The sequence below is a fragment of the Sphingopyxis sp. genome (assembly GCF_035998965.1).
Lineage (GTDB): Bacteria > Pseudomonadota > Alphaproteobacteria > Sphingomonadales > Sphingomonadaceae > Sphingopyxis.
In genome coordinates, this window is record NZ_DASYHE010000097.1 from 62557 (window position 1) to 76223 (window position 13667).

The following is a 13667-nucleotide window of genomic DNA, read 5'->3' on the forward strand; positions in this document are numbered from 1 at the left end:
GAAATTTTTTCGGGTCTTTTTTGGAGTATAGGAATCGACTTTTGATTCCAATATCTTGCTCAGCCCATGGTGGTCAGGCCGCTAGCCACGGCCAGACCAAGGAAGGCCAGAAAGCCCATGGAATCGGTGGTCATGGTGACAAAAATCGAGCTCGCGACCGCCGGATCCTGATCGAGGCGGTCGAGCAGGAGCGGGATCGCGACCCCAGCGACGCCTGCCACAAAGATGTTCACGACCATCGCCGCGGCAATCACGGCGCCCAGCTGCGGGTTGGCGAACCATATAGCGGTAGCCGTCCCCGCGAGCAGCGCAATCGTCGCGCCGTTGAGGAGTGCGATCTTCATTTCGCGCCAGATAGCGCGCCAGCTGTTCGAATCGGTCAGCTGGTTCATCGCCAGCGCGCGAACCGTCACCGCCAGCGTCTGAGTACCGGCGTTGCCGCCGACCCCGGCGACGATCGGCATCAGCGCCGCGAGCGTCACCATCTGTTCGATCGCGCCGCCGAAAAAGCCGACGATTGATGAGGCGAGCAGGGCGGTACCCAGATTGGCGACCAGCCAGCGCACGCGAGCGCTGTAGGTTTCGCGGATAGGTTCGTTGATGTCGCCGTCGCCGGCGCCCGACAGGCGCAGGATATCCTCGCCCGCCTCTTCCTGAATGATATGCACGACATCATCGACGGTGATCATCCCGACGAGGCGCCCGGCGCGATCGACGACGGCGGCCGAGATCAGCGCATATTTCTGAAAGCGCAGCGCGACCTCTTCCTGGTCCATATCGACGGGAATCAGCGTCTGTTCGCGTTTCATCACATCGCTGATCGCGATGTCGCGCGGGGTGCGCAGGATCCAGCTGAGTTGGCACGACCCGACTGGACGATGCATCGGATCGACGACAAAGATTTCCCAGAAATCGCTGGTCAGCGCGGTGTCTTCGCGCAGCCGGTCGATGACGTCGCCGACGGTGACGTGCTCGGGAACCGCGACCAGGTCGCGCTGCATGAGGCGGCCAGCGGATTCCTCGGGGAAGGAGAGGGCGTCCTCGATCGCGGCGCGATCTTCAGGCTCCATTGCGTCGAGCACTGCTTGCTGCTCGTCGGCCTCCATATCCTCGATGATCGCGACGGCGTCGTCGGTATCGAGTTCGGACGCCAGCTCGGCAACCTGTTCGGGCGCGAGCAGGTCGATCAGCTCCTCGCGCACATAATCGTTCATTTCCGCCAGCACGTCGGCGGACAGCATATTGCCCAGCACGGCGGCCAGCATCGGGCGCTCGTCGCTGCGCGCGAGTTCGAACAGATCGGCGATGTCGGCTGGGTGCAGGCGGCCGATGCGCTCGCGCGCCGCTTCGCCTTCGCCCGCCTCGGCCAGTTCGATGACGTCGCGGACGAATTTTGGCCTCAGCCGGTCGTCTTCATCGAGCTCGGTTTCGGTTTCGCGCGCCACTGCTTCGCGGTCGCGGTCGTCAGTGATGGCGGTATCGTCAGTGGCGTGGGAATCTTCGCGGTTATCCATCGCGCGGTCCTCCCTGTTTGGGCCGACGACTGCCGGCGGGCCGAGCCTTCCCCCTAGTCGCGGCACCGCCAGATGGCAACGCCAGCGAGGCAACCGCGGCAATTAAAGCGTGGCTTTGGCGCTGTTGCTCGCTATGGCACCGCCATTATTTCTACAGGAGCCGAGCATGACCGACCAGACTCTCACCCTTTCGCTGTCGACCGGCGATGTTGTTATCCGCCTGCGCCCCGACCTTGCGCCGCTGCACGTTGAGCGGATTACCCAGCTTGCCAGCGAAGGGTTCTACGACGGCGTCGTGTTCCACCGCGTCATCCCGGGCTTTATGGCGCAGGGCGGCGATCCGACCGGCACCGGCATGGGCGGCAGCCCGCTGCCCGACCTGCCCGCCGAATTCAACGCGCAGCCGCACGTCCGCGGTGTGTGTTCGATGGCGCGGGCGCAGAACCCGAACAGCGCAAACAGCCAGTTCTTCATCTGCTTCGACGACGCGCGCTTCCTCGACAACCAGTACACCGCTTGGGGCGAAGTGATCGAAGGCATGGAAAATGTCGACGCGCTGCCCAAGGGCGAGCCGCCGCGCGAACCGGGCAAGATTGTCAAAGCGACGGTTAGCTGATTATATTTGTCGCCCCCGCCTTCGCGGGGGCGACGATCATAATTCGCCGATAAATCCGTTCAGCCGTTCGCACGCGGCGATCCAGTCGGCCTTGAATTCCTGCACGACTTGACCGGCGCCCATGGCCTCGTTCATCAGCCCGACACCCTGGCCGACCCAATAGGTCGCCAGTGCCTTGGCGCCTTCGTGGCCGCCCTCGGACAATTTATCGACCTTGCGCAACGCGGGTTCGCTGACCAGCGATTGCAACGGCATCGGCAGCGGTTTGGGCGCGCCTTCGGCCTCCCACGCGTCGGTCCAGGGCGAGCGGAGCTGGCGCGAGGGTTTGCCGGTGCGGCTTTTCGAGCGCACCGTGTCGCGCGAACTGGCGAGCAGCATTTTTTCCTTCACCACCGGATTGGTTTCGGCCTCGGCCGTGGTCAGCCACACCGATCCGGTCCACGCGCCGTGGGCGCCCATCGCCATCGCCGCCGCCATCTGGCGCCCCGTGACGATGCCGCCCGCGGCGAGGATTGGCGTGGTCGCACCAACCGCTTCGACCGCTGCCGCGACCTCGGGCACGAGCACCATCGTCGCAACTTCGCCGCAGTGACCGCCCGCTTCGCCGCCTGCAACAACGAGGATGTCCACTCCGGCGCCGACCTGCGCGAGGGCGTGATCGCGGGTGCCGACGAGCGCCGCGACGGGCACATTGTGGCGCTTGCCAAGTTCGAGCATTAGCGGCGGCGGCACGCCGAGCGCATTGGCGACCAGCTTGATCGGGTGCCGGAAAGCGACTTCGAGCAGCCTGGCCGCGCCGTCGTCGGTCATGTTTTCGCCGAGGCCGCCGCCAACAGCGGGAAGTGCGAGATTGCCTTCATCGACTCCATGCTTGCCGAGAAGGTCGGCGACGAAGGCTTTGTGTTCGGCAGGGATAGGGGGCATTTTACGACGGTCTTCGCCTTTTCCCGCAAAGCTGTTGGGGACGATCAGGTCGACGCCATAGGGCTTGCCGCCGATATGCGAGTCGATCCACGCCAGTTCCTCCTCAAGCCGTTCGGGCGGGAGCGAGGCGGCGCCGAAGACGCCCATGCCGCCTGCTTTCGACACCGCGACGACGACGTCGCGGCAGTGCGAGAAGGCGAGGAGGGGGAATTCGATGACGAGCATCGCGCAGATGGGTGATTGCATTGGGCCTCTCCGGATGTGGACTAAGGTGCCACGTGGCGTGCATGTCAGCGTTAGTTTACGTAAACGTCAAGTTGATTTGCTGGGGGCTCCCATTATCGCAGGCGCATGACCCAATTTTCCCTGCCCGATTTCGACCTCGCCGCCTTTGTCCGTGCCACGCTGGCCGAGGATCTGGGGGCGGGGGGCGACATTACGTCGATGGCGGTGATTCCCGCTGATGCTCGGTTCGGGGGGGTGATGGACAGCCGCGATGCGATCATCGTCGCGGGGCTGCCGATCGCCGCAGCTTTCTTTCGCGCGCTCGATCCTGCCATGGAGATCGAAATCCTGGCCCCCGAAGGCGCCGAGGTGGCCGCGGGGAGCGATTTGATGCGCCTGTCGGGCAATGCGCGGGCGATGCTGACCGCCGAACGATCGGCTTTGAACACCGTGCAGCATCTGTCGGGCATCGCGACAATGACGCGCCAATATGTCGATGCGCTGGCAGGAACCGGCGCGACGTTGCTCGACACGCGCAAGACGATCCCGGGCCTGCGGGTGCTGGAGAAATATGCGACGCGGATGGGTGGCGCGACCAACCACCGCATGGGCCTGTGGGACGCGGCGATGATCAAGGACAATCATGTCGCGGTCGCTGGGTCGGTCGAGGAAGCCGTGCGCCGCGCGGTCGCGGCGGGGATTGCGAGCATCATCGTCGAGGTCGACCGGGTGGCACAGGTCGAGCCCGCGCTGAATGCCGGAGCGACGCACCTGTTGCTCGACAATATGACGCTGGACGAGCTGCGGACATGTGTCGCGATCGTCGGTGGCAAGGTGCCGACCGAGGCGTCGGGCGGAGTGCGGCTCGACACGATCGGCGCGATCGGCGCGACGGGGGTGACCTATGTGTCGGTCGGGCGGTTGACGCAGTCGGCGCCCGCGGCGGATGTTGGGCTTGATTTTGCTTTGGTTTGATTCCGCCACGCCAACTTACCGTTCGCCCTGACCCCGGATCACGTTCGGGGGAAGGGCTGTTCTTCTCTTTACCGCGGCAAAGGAAAAACGGTGCTTCGACAAGCTCAGCACGAACGGAAAAAGGGGTGGGCGCTGTCCGCACTGGCGCTGCTCGTCGCGCCTACCGCAGCCCAAGCCCAGGCGCTCGCCTGCAAGCTCCCCGATCGCATCCCGGTCCCGCGGCTCGACCAGCCGAAGCGCGGCGAACCGGTGCGCAAGACGCCGACCACCGGCTATCTGCTGGCCATGAGCTGGTCGCCGCAGCATTGCGCCAATGTCCGCAATCCCCACGACGCGCGCGACCGGTTCCAGTGCGCGGGCGAAAATGGCCGCTTTGGCTGGGTGCTCCACGGGCTGTGGCCCGAAACCGACAGCCGCGACTATCCGCAATGGTGCCGCCCGGCGAGAATCGTGCCGCAGCCGGTGCTGCGCGAGCATCTGTGCATGACGCCATCGGTCCAGCTGCTCCAGCATGAGTGGGCGAAGCATGGCACCTGCATGAGCCCGAATCCCGCCGCCTATTTCCGCGCCGCCGCGATGCTGTTCCGCGCGGTGCGTTTTCCCGACATGGCGGCGCTGGCGGCGCGGCCGCAGACGGCGGGCAGCGTTCGCCGCGCCTTTGCCGCAGCCAACCGGGGCGTGACCGCACCGATGATCGCGGTGACGACCGACCAGCAGGGATGGCTCAAGGAGGTGCGGCTGTGCCTGGGGCCGCGGATGCGGCCGCAGCGCTGCAAGCCGTTTCAGGTCGGCGCGCGCGATGCACAGACGGTTCGGGTGCGACCTATCCCAAAGGATTAGCCGCTGTGCCGCTTTGACACGCTGTGCCCGTTAACGATCTTTTAACCTTACCAAATCGTTAACACCTGCTTAGCTTGCCGGGCATGGACTCGGATCACATCGACATTCGCCGCCGGATTCAGGCGCATAGCGCCCGCCAGCTGACGATCGCGCGGCTGAGCGCACCTGCCGATTGGCAGGGCGAGTTGCGGCAGGCGCTGGCGGCGCACCGCGAGCCGGTGTCGATCTTTGCGGGCAGCGACCTGCGGCTGTTTTTGCAGAGTTTCGCGGTGTTTTTCACCGCGACGATGATGTTTTTGATTTGAGGGCGGCTAACGCCCACAAGCGGACATCCAACTATCGTCATCCCGGCGAAGGCCGGGATCTCGCCCTCTCGGTTTACCGCACCGGCGAGATCCCGGCCTTCGCCGGGATGACGAATAAGGAACAGTCGGGAATCCACCCCATTTCGGACGTTTGCTGCCGATTTGCTCGGAATGACCGCGAACGACCACTAGGGGACATTTGAAGGTCCATCTGGCAGGGTCTCCAAATAGTCTGCAATGGCATTCGCCGCGGCTTTAGCTGCGCCTGCATCTACATCAGATAGGCCCATTTGGACGCCTGCGATTTGACGAAGGTACTCGCTCGCGTCTTCTCTCGAATGGCCTGAACAAAGCATCGTTGATACCATCAGCAAATAGCTGTCGTATTCATCGGCGCAGCTTTCCGGCCAGCCGTCGCCCGGCGACCCTAGGCCAATGGGGTCCCAAAGCGACCAGCCGATATCGCGAAGGCGCGAAAGCTTTATCTTAGGGTGAACGGTCATGCTGAAACCTAGCTAGTGATAAGTCCGCTCCCCACCCCATATCAGCCATTCGCCGCCAGGCTAATCGCACGCCTTGTGTAGCTTCCACGCCAGCACCGCCGAAACCAGACACATTGCTGCCACCATCAGCAGCGTGTCGTCGATTGTCAGCCCCATGCCGATCAGGACGCTCAGCAACAGCACCGCCGCGACCATGAAGCCCGAATTGACGATGTTGTTCGCGGCAACCGTCCGCGCGGTCTGCGACTTGGCGACCGTGGTGGTCAGGAAAGCGTAGAGCGGCACAACGAACATGCCGCCTGCAATTGCGATGCCGAGCAGATCGAAAATGATGCGGTCGCCGGTGGTCAGGGACAGGAATTCGCGCCAGTCCATCAAGGCGGTGCTATGATGGCTCCACCCCTTCACATTCCACCACAGGTCGAGCACGAACAGGCTCATCACCAGCACCGAGCCGGGCGAATAGCGGGCCGATACCTGACCCTTGAGCAACCGGTTGACGACAATCGAACCGATGGCGACCCCGACCGAGAAGATGGCGGTGAACAGCGTGGCGACGGTATTGTCGGCGCCCAGCGCATTCTTGACCAGCGGCGGGAACTGCGCCGCCAGAATGGCGCCGATCGCCCAGAAAAAGCTGATCGACACGATCGCCAGAAACAGGCGCGGGATGTGCATCGTCGAATTGACCAGCCGCCACGACGAGCGAAAGACATGATAGTCGATCATCATCCCCTGGGCCTCGGCTTCCGGCGGCGCGGCGGGAACGAAAGTCGCGGTCAGTCGCCCGATCAAGGCAACCGCGATGATGCCGGGAATCGCGATATGGGGCGGCGTCAGACCGCCGACGATCGTCCCCATCAGGATCGCGATATAGGTTCCGGCCTCGACCCAGCCAGTCCCCGCGAGCACCTCGTCCTCCTCCAGATGCTGGGGCAGGATCGCGTATTTGATCGGGCCGAAGAAGGCCGAGTGCATCCCCATCGCGAACAGCGCCAGCAGCATGACCGGTACCAGATGCAGCCAGATGCCGATCGCGCCGACGATCATGATGAAAATTTCGGCGGTCTTGATCAGGCGGATCATCCGCGTCTTGTCGGTGCTGTCGGCGAGTTGCCCGGCCAGCGCCGAAAACAGGAAAAAGGGCAGGATGAACAGGCCGCCCGCCAGCGCGTTGAACCAGGCCTCGGTCTCCGGATCCTTGTAGATCGTGAAGGTGACCAGGATCACCATCGCCATCTTGTAGAAATTGTCGTTGAAGGCGTTGAGGAACTGGGTAGCGAACAGGGGCAGAAACCGGCGTTGCTTCATCAGCGCAAAGGAACCGGTCATTGAAAATCCACTTTTGCAGCCTGACATTGCGACGGCGCCGATGCATCACGGCAATATGGTTGTCGCGCGTGGGGCTTATCGGTTAGGGCGGACGCGGTCAAAGCCCATTTTGGGCCGGACGAAACACGGGCGCTGGAATCAGGGATCATGCTCAGTCTTCCGAACATCCTGACATTGTCGCGCATTTTGGCGGTGCCCATTTTGCTGTTCCTGCTGTGGCCGGGAGTGGTCGAGGGTTCGCACCAGCCCAAGCCGATCGATTATGCGCTGGCGTTCGGTCTGTACTGCCTGATGGGCATTACCGATTATTTTGACGGTTATGTGGCACGCTCGCGCGGCATCGTATCGCGGCTGGGGGCTTTCCTCGATCCGATCGCCGACAAGATCATGATTGCGGCGGTCATCCTGCTGCTCGTCTTTACCCGCGACATCACCGGTTATCACGTCATCGCGGCGCTGATGATCCTGCTGCGCGAGATCATCGTGTCGGGGCTGCGCGAATTTCTGGCGACGTTGCAGGTGTCGATGCCGGTGACGCAGCTGGCGAAGTGGAAAACGACCTTTCAGCTCGTCGCCTTCGGTGCACTGATCCTGGCCGGGGCACTGCCTGCGCTGGAGTGGGTCAAGCTGGTCGGGCTCGCGTCGCTGTGGGGCGCCGCGGTGCTGACGCTGATCACCGGCTGGGATTATCTGCGCGTCGGCCTGAAGCATATGGATTGAGCGCACATGGCGCTGAATATCGCATATTTTGCCTGGGTACGCGAGCGGATGGGGGCGGCTGAGGAGGTCGTCGAGCTGCCCGCCGATGTTACCGATCTGACTGCGCTGCTGGCGTTCCTCGCCGGGCGTGACGAGCGTGGAGCGCTTGCCTTTGCCGAGCCGCAGCGCATCCGCGCCGCAATCGACGGCGTGATGATGGGGCCGGGTGCGCCGCTGAACGGCGCGCGCGAGGTTGCGCTGTTTCCGCCAGTGACCGGCGGATGATCCGCGTCGCGGTGCAGGGGGCGGCGATCGATGTCGGCGCCGAACTCGACCTGCATGATGCGGGCGGCCACGGCGCAAGTGCCAGCTTTATCGGGCGCGTGCGCGGCGACGGCGGGCTGGTTGAGTTGTTCCTGGAGCATCATCCGGTGATGACCGAAGCGGGGTTGGGCGATCTGGCGCATGCTGCCGCGGACCGCTGGCAGCTGGCGGCACTGACTTTGATCCACCGCGTCGGCGCGATGGCGCCGGGCGACACGATCGTGCTGGTGCTCGCGAGCAGCCCGCATCGCAGCGAAGCGCTGGCGGCGTGCGAGTTTCTGATCGACCGGCTGAAGACCGATGTGATGTTGTGGAAGCGTGAGACGTTTGGCGATGGGCAGGTGACGTGGGTCGAGGCGCGGGCGGGGGATGCGGTGCGGGCGGAGCGGTGGGCAACCTAACGCCAAAATGCCGTTTGTCCTGAGGAGGGGCTGAGCTTTGCGAAGACCCGTCTCGAAGGATTGCGATGCTGGGTTCCTTCGAGACGCCATTTCGGCAAGCTCAATGGCTCCTCAGGACAAACGGCCTGTTACGATGCTGATTCGCTTGCCGCCCGGTGTTTCCGGAAAATATCCGCCAGCATCTTGAATTCGTCCGCCCGCGGGCTGCCCTTGCGCCACACCAGCGCGATCGTGCGCCAGTCATGGTCCGAATCGAGCGGGCGGGTGTCGATGTCGGTGTGGTCGAGGATGCCGGCCTCGATCGCCATCTGCGGCAGCATCGTGATGCCGAGGCCATTGTCGACCATCTGGACCAACGTATGCAGCGACGTCCCCATCATCCGCGCCCCGGCGCGGAGTTCAGGACGGTTGCATGCGGCGAGGGCGTGGTCCTTCAGGCAATGCCCGTCCTCCAGCATCAGCATCTGCGCCGGGTCGATCTGGTCGGCGCTGACCATCGCGGGCAGGTCTTCGGACTGGTCGCCGGGGAAGGCGACGAACAGCGCGTCGTCGAACAACTCCTCGCTCTCGACGTCGCCGCAAGCGTAGGGGAGGGCAAGGAGCACGCAATCGACGGTGCCATGGTGCAGCGACTCGCACGCCTGCGCACTCGGTTCCTCGCGCAGGAACAGCTTGAGCGCCGGGCGCTCCTTGCGCAGCAGGCGGAGCATACCGGGGAGCAGGAAAGGCGCGATGGTCGGGATGACGCTCATCCTGAGGTCGCCGACCAGCGGTGCGGCGGCGGCGGCGGCCATGTCGGCGAGTTCCTCGGCCTCGCGCAAAACCCGGTGCGCCTTTTCGACAATGGCATTGCCGAGGCCGGTGAAGCGGACGACGCGGCGCGTGCGCTCGACCAGTGTCTGGCCGAGCAAGGTCTCAATCTCGCGGATGCCCGCCGACAGCGTCGATTGCGTCACGTTGCAGGCATCGGCGGCGCGGCCGAAATGGCCATGTTCGTGCAGCGCGACCAGATATTGCATCTGCTTCAGGGTCGGGAGGTAGTTGGACATTGATCGGATATAGCCATGAACCGGGTCGTTTTGAATGGTTTTGCCGTTATTATTTGCCGCCATAGTGGCGCCGATTTTTGCCGATTTCTGCGCCGCTGTGATAGCCAATGGGATCGGACGAGGCGGAGGGACCGATGGCGATTTCCCGTTTTCTGATCGGCGGCGTGGCGAGCGCGTTGCTGTTGACCGGCGGCCTGTTTTTGTGGGCCGGCTATACGCAGATTGCCGAGGAGGAGGTGCTGCCCGAGCCGCCGCCTGCTTTGGCCGCGATCCCGGTAGCCGGGGCGAATGCGCCGAAGCGCGGACCGGCGCCGCCTGCCTTGCCCGCCGCGAAAGAGGCGTCGCGCGAGGAGCGGCGGTTCAACCGCTTCGACCGCGATCGCAACGAGCGGATCAGCCGTATCGAGCTGATGTCGTCGCGGACGGCGGCGTTTCGCAAGCTCGACAAGGATGGCAATAATCTGCTGACGTTCGAGGAGTGGGCGGTGGCGACGGGCGAGCGGTTTGCGGGGGCCGATGGCGACAAGTCGGGCGATCTGACGCGCGCGGAGTTTGCGACGACGGCACCGAAACGGGCGGTGAAGGCGAAGTGTAGTTGTTGACTTGGTCGTCGCCCCCGCGAAGGCGGGAGCCTCTAGAGGCCTAAACCAGCATCGCCGCGTAAAACGACGGCGGCCCCCGCCTGCGCGGGGGCGACGTTCAGGCCGCCACGCCCTCCGCGACCTTCACCCACTCGGCCAGCGCCGCACCCGCCCGCGCCGTATAGCCGAGCTTGCGATCCTTCTTCCGCACATCCTCGGCCAGCGGTGGGAACAGCCCGAAATTGACGTTCATCGGCTGGTAGCTCGCGGCATCGGCGCCGCCGGTGATGTGACCGAGCAACGCGCCGAGCGCGGTTTCGAGCGGCGGCGGCGGCAGGGTCCGGCCGCCGAGCTCGGCCGCGGCAAAACGCGCGGCGATCAGGCCGATGGCGGCGCTTTCGACATAGCCCTCGCAGCCGGTGATCTGTCCGGCAAAACGGATATGCGGCGCTGATTTGAGGCGCAGCTGCGCGTCGAGCAATTCGGGCGAGCGGATGAAGCTGTTGCGATGGAGGCCGCCGAGGCGCGCGAATTCGGCCTTTTCAAGGCCGGGGATGGTGCGGAACAGCTCGACCTGCGCCGCGTGCTTGAGCTTGGTCTGGAAACCGACCATGTTCCACAGCGTGCCGAGCGCATTGTCCTGGCGCAACTGGACAACCGCGTAAGGCCACCTCCCGGTGCGCGGATTGTCGAGCCCGACGCCCTTCATCGGCCCGAAGCGCAAGGTTTCGGGGCCGCGCTCGGCCATCACCTCGATCGGCATGCAGCCTTCGAAATAGGGGGTGTTGGTCTCCCACTCCTTGAATTCGGTCTTGTCGCCATCGACCAGCCCCTGGACGAAGGCGTGATACTGATCCTTGTCCATCGGGCAGTTGATATAATCCTTGCCGTCGCCGATCGGCCCGACCTTGTCCCAGCGGCTGGCCATCCACGCGATGTCCATGTCGATGCTGTCGCGATAGACAATGGGGGCGATGGCGTCGAAAAAGGCGAGCGCGTCCTTGCCGGTTGCGGCGCCGATGCTGTCGGCGAGGCTGGCGGCGGTGAGCGGGCCGGTGGCGACGATGGTCAGGCCTTCGCTAGGCAGCGTGTCGATACGTTCGCGGACGATGGTGATATTGGGGTGCGCTTCGAGCGCGCGGGTGACGCCGCCCGAAAAGAGATCGCGATCGACGGCGAGCGCCGACCCCGCGGGTACCTTGGTCGCGTCGGCCTCGCGCATGATGATCGAGCCCAGGGTGCGCATCTCGCGGTGGAGCAGGCCGACGGCGTTGCTGTCGCCGTCGTCGCTGCGAAAGCTGTTCGAGCACACCATCTCGGCGAGCGCGTCGCCCTGATGCGCCGGGGTGATGTCGCCGCCGCCGCGCATTTCGGAGAGGCGGACGCGGAAACCGGCTTCGGCGAGCTGCCACGCGGCTTCGGATCCGGCGAGGCCGCCGCCGATGATGTGCACGTCGTATTCCGCCATTTACCCTATCCGTTGACTTGCGACCAATGTGCCGCGCAGTAGGCGGATTGCGGGCAAGATGCAAAGGGGCGGGGCATGAGTGAGCAGGTTTGGGCCAGAGACTGGGACCGCGCGCGGTGGCTGTGGTGGGCGGCGCTGGTCGGTGGGATCAGCTATTTCGTGGGGGTCTATTTGCGGCTCGACGGGCCGGCGATCTGGGCGTGGAAGGCGTCGGGGGTCGGGTTGCTCGCGGTGTGGGCGGCGGCAAATGCGCGGGGCACCCACGGCCAGCTGATCGCGGCGGTGCTGGCGTTCGGGGCGCTGGGCGACTGGTTGCTCGATGCGTTCGGGATGCTGGCGGGGGCCGCGGCTTTCGCGACGGGGCATCTGATCGCGATCATCCTGTATCTGCGCAACCGGCGGCCCAGTCTGACGTCGTCGCAGAAGTTGCTGGCGTGGGCGCTGGTGCCGTTGGCGTTGATCATCGCGTGGGGGCTGACGCGCGGGGCCGAGGCGGCGCTGATGGGCGCGGCGATTGCCTATACTGGTGGGGTCGCAATCATGGCGGCGACGGCGTGGATCAGCCGCTTCCCGCGCTATCGCACCGGGATCGGCGCGATGATGTTTCTGGCGAGCGACCTGTTCATCTTTGCCGGGGAGGGCGGTACGCTGTCGAAGGACGTGACGCTGTGGTTGGTGTGGCCGCTCTATTTTGGCGGGCAGGCGTTGATTGCGTGGGGGGTGGTGAGCACGTTGGCGAAGGAAGGGCGTGGTTGAGAGGCTGAAAGCGACCAGTTGCGGGCGTCGGATATTCGATATCTCTCCCCTTGAGGGAGAGATACGAAGGCTTGGCAGCTTGCTGCCTAGCCGCAGTTGAGAGGGGTTTCTCGCCCGCAGGCGGCTCACCCCCTCACCAAGCTTCGCTAGCTCCTCACGGAGCAAGCTGCGCTATCCTCTCCCTCAAGGGGAGAGGATTTGCAATCAGCTCCCGACCCCAACGCAGCCGCTGCACTCCCTGAGATTACCCCTCCCACGCCGCGATCGTCGTGCGGTGGAGCAGGCGGTCGTGGCCGTCGTAGCCACCGGTGGCGCGGTGCAGGAGCGAGCGGTTGTCCCACATTACCAGCATGTCGGGCTCCCACTGGTGCGAATAGCGAAATTCCTCGCGCCCCTGCCATTGCAGCAGTTCGGAGAGGATCGGCAGCGCCTCGGCATCGTCCATGCCTTCGATGCCCATGATGTAACCGGCGCAGCCGAACAGCCCTTCGCGGCCGGTTTCGGGGTGGCGGCGGATGAAAGGGTGGAGCTGCGTCGCCAGCGCCTCGTCGCCCGAGCGGATGTCCATGCTGCGATCCTTATCCTGCGCGCCATACATCCCCGACGGCGCATAGCCGCCGCGCGCGCTGTGGATCGCGTTGCGTCCTTCGATTTTCGCGCGCAGCGCAGCGGGCATCGCGTCGAGCGCGGCGTGCTGGTTGGAAAATTCGGTGTTGCCGCCGACAGGCGGGATGGTGATGCCGAACAGGCAGGTTCCGGCGGGCGGGCGGGCCTGAAAGCTCCAGTCGCTGTGCCAGTTTTCGGCGAACAAGGGCGAGGTTTCGTCGGCGCGGCGCTTGACGGCGATGACATGCTGGCGGCCGGGGATCGGCTTGATGAAGGGATCGTCGCCGAAACCGCCGAAATATAGGGTGAAGCGTTCGAGATCGTCGTCGTCCATTTTCTGATTGGGGAAGGCGAGGATGTGATGGTCAAGCCAGGCGGCGCGGATTTCAGCGACGGTGTCGGGAGCGAGCGGCTGGGTCAGGTCGATGCCGGTGACGCGGGCGCCGCAGGACTGGCCGCTGGGGGTGATGGTGAGGGTCATCCCGCGATGCTGCGCCGGTTCATCGGCGAGGTCAATTGGGAGGCAGGCGGGCAAACCAAATGAGCCGT

Annotated in this window: 16 protein-coding genes; 9 read left to right on the plus strand and 7 right to left on the minus strand. The window is 64.7% G+C overall.

What is annotated here, in order from left to right; genetic code table 11:
- Positions 1-59: 59 nt before the first annotated feature.
- The gene (gene mgtE, locus VGN68_RS17970) at positions 60-1514 is read right to left on the minus strand and encodes a magnesium transporter (RefSeq protein WP_327478687.1); all 1455 of its coding nucleotides are present in this window, start codon (positions 1512-1514) and stop codon (positions 60-62) included.
- A 166-nt stretch (positions 1515-1680) separates the two neighbouring features.
- Between mgtE and VGN68_RS17975 the strand changes: the two genes are divergently transcribed.
- Positions 1681-2130 carry a peptidylprolyl isomerase gene (locus VGN68_RS17975; RefSeq protein ID WP_293704423.1) on the plus strand — a complete coding sequence of 150 codons (450 nt, stop codon included), beginning with the start codon at positions 1681-1683 and terminating at the stop codon, positions 2128-2130.
- 36 nt (positions 2131-2166) lie between these two features.
- On the opposite strand, the gene VGN68_RS17980 is transcribed toward VGN68_RS17975, so the two are convergent.
- Positions 2167-3300, minus strand: coding sequence for a nitronate monooxygenase (locus tag VGN68_RS17980; RefSeq protein ID WP_327478689.1), 1134 nt, complete (start codon positions 3298-3300; stop codon positions 2167-2169).
- A gap of 105 nt (positions 3301-3405) precedes the next feature.
- On the opposite strand from VGN68_RS17980, the gene nadC reads away from it, so the two are divergent.
- The 3 genes from nadC (at position 3406) to VGN68_RS17995 (ending at position 5399) form a co-directional block, all read left to right on the plus strand.
- Positions 3406-4254, plus strand: a complete 849-nt coding sequence (nadC, locus tag VGN68_RS17985) for a carboxylating nicotinate-nucleotide diphosphorylase (protein ID WP_327478691.1) — start codon at positions 3406-3408, stop codon at positions 4252-4254.
- Positions 4255-4344: 90 nt separating this feature from the next.
- A complete protein-coding gene (locus VGN68_RS17990; protein WP_327478693.1) occupies positions 4345-5094 on the plus strand; it encodes a ribonuclease T2 family protein in 750 nt (249 codons plus the stop codon).
- Positions 5095-5177: 83 nt separating this feature from the next.
- Complete coding sequence (locus VGN68_RS17995; protein ID WP_293704430.1) at positions 5178-5399, plus strand: hypothetical protein; 222 nt, start codon at positions 5178-5180, stop codon at positions 5397-5399.
- A gap of 188 nt (positions 5400-5587) precedes the next feature.
- Here VGN68_RS17995 and VGN68_RS18000 read toward each other — a convergent pair whose 3' ends face one another.
- Together VGN68_RS18000 and VGN68_RS18005 are read right to left on the minus strand one after the other, a co-directional pair.
- Entirely contained in the window at positions 5588-5902 is a 315-nt protein-coding gene (locus VGN68_RS18000; RefSeq protein WP_327478695.1) for a hypothetical protein, read from the minus strand.
- A gap of 60 nt (positions 5903-5962) precedes the next feature.
- Positions 5963-7234 (minus strand): MFS transporter, encoded by a 1272-nt coding sequence (locus VGN68_RS18005; RefSeq protein ID WP_327478697.1) that lies wholly within the window; start codon positions 7232-7234, stop codon positions 5963-5965.
- Positions 7235-7381: 147 nt separating this feature from the next.
- Here VGN68_RS18005 and pgsA point away from each other — a divergent pair, with 147 nt between their 5' ends.
- Genes pgsA through VGN68_RS18020 form a run of 3 tightly spaced genes read left to right on the plus strand, consistent with a single transcriptional unit; the run spans position 7382 to position 8658 of the window.
- Positions 7382-7954 carry a CDP-diacylglycerol--glycerol-3-phosphate 3-phosphatidyltransferase gene (pgsA, locus tag VGN68_RS18010; RefSeq protein WP_293704433.1) on the plus strand — a complete coding sequence of 191 codons (573 nt, stop codon included), beginning with the start codon at positions 7382-7384 and terminating at the stop codon, positions 7952-7954.
- A gap of 6 nt (positions 7955-7960) precedes the next feature.
- A complete protein-coding gene (locus VGN68_RS18015) occupies positions 7961-8218 on the plus strand; it encodes a MoaD/ThiS family protein (RefSeq protein WP_327478700.1) in 258 nt (85 codons plus the stop codon).
- A complete protein-coding gene (locus tag VGN68_RS18020; protein WP_327478702.1) occupies positions 8215-8658 on the plus strand; it encodes a molybdenum cofactor biosynthesis protein MoaE in 444 nt (147 codons plus the stop codon). The genes VGN68_RS18015 and VGN68_RS18020 overlap by 4 nt, the downstream gene beginning before the upstream one ends.
- 128 nt (positions 8659-8786) lie before the next feature.
- On the opposite strand, the gene VGN68_RS18025 is transcribed toward VGN68_RS18020, so the two are convergent.
- A complete protein-coding gene (locus VGN68_RS18025; RefSeq protein WP_327478704.1) occupies positions 8787-9707 on the minus strand; it encodes a hydrogen peroxide-inducible genes activator in 921 nt (306 codons plus the stop codon).
- A gap of 134 nt (positions 9708-9841) precedes the next feature.
- Between VGN68_RS18025 and VGN68_RS18030 the strand changes: the two genes are divergently transcribed.
- The gene (locus VGN68_RS18030) at positions 9842-10309 is read left to right on the plus strand and encodes an EF-hand domain-containing protein (RefSeq protein WP_327478706.1); all 468 of its coding nucleotides are present in this window, start codon (positions 9842-9844) and stop codon (positions 10307-10309) included.
- 97 nt (positions 10310-10406) lie between these two features.
- Here the strand turns inward: VGN68_RS18030 and trmFO are convergent, their stop codons facing one another.
- The gene (gene trmFO, locus VGN68_RS18035; RefSeq protein WP_327478708.1) at positions 10407-11756 is read right to left on the minus strand and encodes a methylenetetrahydrofolate--tRNA-(uracil(54)-C(5))-methyltransferase (FADH(2)-oxidizing) TrmFO; all 1350 of its coding nucleotides are present in this window, start codon (positions 11754-11756) and stop codon (positions 10407-10409) included.
- Between the two features lie 75 nt (positions 11757-11831).
- Between trmFO and VGN68_RS18040 the strand changes: the two genes are divergently transcribed.
- A complete protein-coding gene (locus VGN68_RS18040; RefSeq protein WP_327478710.1) occupies positions 11832-12512 on the plus strand; it encodes a lysoplasmalogenase in 681 nt (226 codons plus the stop codon).
- A 244-nt stretch (positions 12513-12756) separates the two neighbouring features.
- Here VGN68_RS18040 and VGN68_RS18045 read toward each other — a convergent pair whose 3' ends face one another.
- Complete coding sequence (locus tag VGN68_RS18045) at positions 12757-13599, minus strand: TauD/TfdA family dioxygenase (protein WP_327478712.1); 843 nt, start codon at positions 13597-13599, stop codon at positions 12757-12759.
- Positions 13600-13667 lie beyond the last annotated feature (68 nt).

Bases quoted from the DNA above. Each gene is read 5' to 3' on its own strand.
- VGN68_RS18040 (WP_327478710.1), top strand. From the start codon at position 11,832: ATGAGTGAGCAGGTTTGGGCCAGAGACTGGGACCGCGCGCGGTGGCTG.
- VGN68_RS18015 (WP_327478700.1), top strand. From the start codon at position 7,961: ATGGCGCTGAATATCGCATATTTTGCCTGGGTACGCGAGCGGATGGGG.
- VGN68_RS17995 (WP_293704430.1), top strand. From the start codon at position 5,178: ATGGACTCGGATCACATCGACATTCGCCGCCGGATTCAGGCGCATAGC.
- VGN68_RS18030 (WP_327478706.1), top strand. From the start codon at position 9,842: ATGGCGATTTCCCGTTTTCTGATCGGCGGCGTGGCGAGCGCGTTGCTG.
- pgsA (WP_293704433.1), top strand. From the start codon at position 7,382: ATGCTCAGTCTTCCGAACATCCTGACATTGTCGCGCATTTTGGCGGTG.
- VGN68_RS18025 (WP_327478704.1), bottom strand. From the start codon at position 9,707: ATGTCCAACTACCTCCCGACCCTGAAGCAGATGCAATATCTGGTCGCG.
- VGN68_RS18000 (WP_327478695.1), bottom strand. From the start codon at position 5,902: ATGACCGTTCACCCTAAGATAAAGCTTTCGCGCCTTCGCGATATCGGC.
- VGN68_RS18045 (WP_327478712.1), bottom strand. From the start codon at position 13,599: ATGACCCTCACCATCACCCCCAGCGGCCAGTCCTGCGGCGCCCGCGTC.
- mgtE (WP_327478687.1), bottom strand. From the start codon at position 1,514: ATGGATAACCGCGAAGATTCCCACGCCACTGACGATACCGCCATCACT.
- VGN68_RS18005 (WP_327478697.1), bottom strand. From the start codon at position 7,234: ATGACCGGTTCCTTTGCGCTGATGAAGCAACGCCGGTTTCTGCCCCTG.
- trmFO (WP_327478708.1), bottom strand. From the start codon at position 11,756: ATGGCGGAATACGACGTGCACATCATCGGCGGCGGCCTCGCCGGATCC.
- VGN68_RS17975 (WP_293704423.1), top strand. From the start codon at position 1,681: ATGACCGACCAGACTCTCACCCTTTCGCTGTCGACCGGCGATGTTGTT.
- VGN68_RS17980 (WP_327478689.1), bottom strand. From the start codon at position 3,300: ATGCAATCACCCATCTGCGCGATGCTCGTCATCGAATTCCCCCTCCTC.
- VGN68_RS18020 (WP_327478702.1), top strand. From the start codon at position 8,215: ATGATCCGCGTCGCGGTGCAGGGGGCGGCGATCGATGTCGGCGCCGAA.
- nadC (WP_327478691.1), top strand. From the start codon at position 3,406: ATGACCCAATTTTCCCTGCCCGATTTCGACCTCGCCGCCTTTGTCCGT.